This is a genomic window from Flavobacterium resistens (genome assembly GCF_900182645.1).
Lineage (GTDB): Bacteria > Bacteroidota > Bacteroidia > Flavobacteriales > Flavobacteriaceae > Flavobacterium > Flavobacterium resistens.
Map to the genome: position 1 here is coordinate 1 of NZ_FXTA01000013.1, position 3587 is coordinate 3587.

The following is a 3587-nucleotide window of genomic DNA, read 5'->3' on the forward strand; positions in this document are numbered from 1 at the left end:
GCCTCTTGCTTGAGAACAGAAGTCCAAACATCAACTATAAGTTGCTCCTCTTTGTTTCTTGGGGCTACATAATCTTTTTTGATGATGTCTTCTCCAGTAACACTTGGGAGGGCTTTTCTGTCTATCTTGCCATTAGGTGTCAAAGGCAGACTTTCTATCTCTACATAAAAACCAGGAACCATATATTCAGGCAGCTTGTTTTGCAGATAAGTTCTAAGCTCTGATTTGTCAATCTCTGTTTTGGATACATAATAAGCCACCAAAGTTTTGTCCTGGTTGATTTCTTTGGCTTCAACTACAATCTGTTGCATATCCCCTGAATATCCAGATATGGCCGTTTCTATCTCTCCTAGCTCTATACGATAACCTCTTATCTTGACTTGATGGTCGTTTCTGCCCAAAAATTCAATGTTGCCATCTGGCAGCCACCTGCCCAAATCACCGGTATCATACATTCTTGTTCCTTTTATAAAAGGATTCGAAATGAATTTCTCTGCTGTGAGTTCCGGTTTGTTTAAATAACCTCTGGCTACTCCATCTCCTGAAATATATAGCTTTCCTCTAACACCTATAGAAACTGGCTGTAACCCTTCATCTAATATATAGATCTGTGCGTTATCAATTGGTTTGCCTATAGAAAATACATTATCTTTATTGTACAATATTTCAATAGCCGTCACAGTTGTTTCTGTTGGACCGTATTTATTATAAAAATTACAATACTTACTCCATTGATTCGCTAACGCCAAAGAACAAATATCCCCACCAGAAATTATTCGTTTCAAAAAAGGATATTTTTTCGGCGTAATTTTTTCTAAAATTATTGGTACAGCATGAAAATGGGTAATATGATTATTTTCTATAAAATCTTCTGTTTTTTTAATGTCTAATATAGTGTCTTTATTAATAATAGTTAAACTAGCACCATTCAAGATCGCTAAAAAAATTTGTTCTACTGAAGCATCAAAAGCTATATTGGAAAATTGCGCAATATTTTCGTTCTCTTTTATGTTGAATTTCCTAGTTTGATTCGAAATAAAATTTACAAGATTTTTATGTTCCACCATCACCCCTTTAGGATTACCGGTAGTTCCAGAAGTGTAAATAACGTAGGCTAAATCGTTAGGCTTATTTATTTTTAAGGCATTTGATTTACTATATTGTTTTTGTTTTTTGTAAAAATTTCCTAATTCTTGTTCATCAATAACAATTTTACAGTTACTGTCTTTTTCTATGTAAGTGATTCTTTCTTGAGGATAACTTGGGTCAATTGGCACATAAGCGGCACCTGATTTTAGTATTCCCAAAATAGCCAGTATCATTTGCTCGCTTCGCTCTAACTTTATTCCGATCAGATCGTCAGCTTGTATTTTGTAGGTTTCCCTTAGATAATACGCTAATTGATTTGCTTTCTCATTGAGTTGTTTATAAGTCAATTGTACTTCTTCAAAAACAACAGCGATGTTATCCGGAGTCTTATCGACTTGCTCTTCAAATAAATCGATGATGGTTTTATCTTTCGGATAATCAACTTTGGTATCGTTAAACTCTACTAATAATTGTTGTTTCTCTGCTTGAGATAAATAATCAATTTTATCTTGTTCTTCTATACATTTGGTCAATAAATTTTCAAAATGAACAAAAATTCGCTCTATCAATTCAAGATCATAAATATCTGTATTGTATTTGATTGATAAGTCCAATCCTTCTGTTTCGACAAATGTAAAACTGATATCAAATTGAGCGGTATTGTTGGTAAAGTTATAGGAATCAACCTCAAGACCAGATAATGATTCTTCATTTCTTAGTCCAAAAACTTGCTGCTGATTTTGTAAAACCACTAAAACATCAAATAGTGCCGAACGGCTCATGTCTCGTTTTAGATTTAGCTTACCTACCAACTCATCAAATGGATAGGCCTGGTGCTCGTATGCTCCTAATAAAGTTTCTTTTTCCTGATTTAATAATTCTAAAAAGCTATTCTGCTCTTTAAAGAGTGTTCTTATTGGTAGTGTATTTAAATACAAACCTATTTGGTGCTCCAGATCAGGATGTTCACGTCCTGCTATAGGAGTACCTACTACAATATCATCTTGACCACTGTATTTATGTAAAAGCACTTTGACTCCTGTCATAAGAGTCATAAACAAAGTGGATTGGTGTTTTTCTGAAAAACCTTTCAGCTTATCTAAAAACGACTTGGAGAATCCATGTGTTAAACTTGCTCCATTATAAGTTTGGACAGATGGCCGTTTTTTAAAACTAGGTAAATCTAAAACAGGTAGCTCTCCTGAGAATTGATTCAACCAAAAATCTTCTGATGCCTGATGTTTCTCCTGTTGCAATTCTGAATTAAGCCAAACCGCATAATCTTTGTATTGAATGTTTAATTCTGGTAAATTGACTTGTTTTCCTTGTAGTAAAGAATTATAAATTTTTATTATTTCTGATATTAACAATTGCATTGACCAACCATCGCCAATGATATGGTGCATCGATAAGAAAAATACATGCTCTTTTTCTTTTAATTTAATTATTGCCCCTCTAACAAGTGGCGCTCTTTCTAAATCGAAAGGCTCCTTGTTTATTTCTTCTAAATAATCAGCAACTTGAGCTTCACTCTTTTTGTTTTTACTAAAGTCTTTTTGTGTTATCGTAAAACTTACACCCGCAACAGGTATGATAAATTGACTAACTTCCCCTTGATCATTAGATTTAAAAAACGTTCTTAAAATTTCATGACGCTCAATTAGTAACTGAAATGACTTTTCAAATTTATCAATATCTATATTTCCTTTTAGTTTAACAGCTGCTGGCATATTATATGCCAAAGAACCACCCTCAAGTTGGCTCAATATCCATAAACGACTCTGTGAGCTAGTTAGGGGATAAGATTCATCCTCCACTGCTTTGGGAATGTCTAAATATTCGCTTTGTTTTAATTCTTTGTTTAATTCTTTTATGGTTGGATTGGCAAAAAATATTTTAAAGGATATCGTTTGTCCTAATTGTTTAGAAATTTGATTGATAACTTGAACTACTATCAGACTATGTCCTCCCAATTCAAAGAAATTATCTGTAATTCCTATTTTTTGAACTCCTAATACTTCTTGCCATATTTCTACCATTTTTTCTTCAATGGCATTTCTTGGGGCTACATATTCTTTTTTGATGATGTCTTCTCCGGTAACACTTGGGAGGGCTTTTCTGTCTATCTTGCCATTAGGTGTCAAAGGCAGACTTTCTATCTCTACATAAAAACCAGGTACCATATATTCAGGCAGCTTGTTTTGCAGGTAAGTTCTAAGCTCTGATTTGTCAATCTCGATTTTGGACACATAATAAGCCACCAAAGTTTTGTCCTGGTTGATTTCTTTAGCTTCTACTACAATCTGTTGTATCTCCCCTGAATATCCAGATATAGCCGTTTCTATTTCACCTAGCTCTATACGATAACCTCTTATCTTGACTTGATTATCGTTTCTGCCCAAAAATTCAATGTTGCCATCTGGCAGCCACCTGCCTAAATCACCAGTATCATACATTCTTGTTCCTTTTATAAAAGGATTCGAAATGAATTTCTCTGC

Annotated in this window: 1 protein-coding gene; it reads right to left on the reverse strand. The window is 33.9% G+C overall.

What is annotated here, in order from left to right; genetic code table 11:
* Nucleotides 1-3545: amino acid adenylation domain-containing protein (locus FN795_RS21310; protein WP_244290025.1), on the reverse strand; the 3545-nt coding region annotated here is incomplete at its 3' end.
* Nucleotides 3546-3587: the final 42 nt, after the last annotated feature.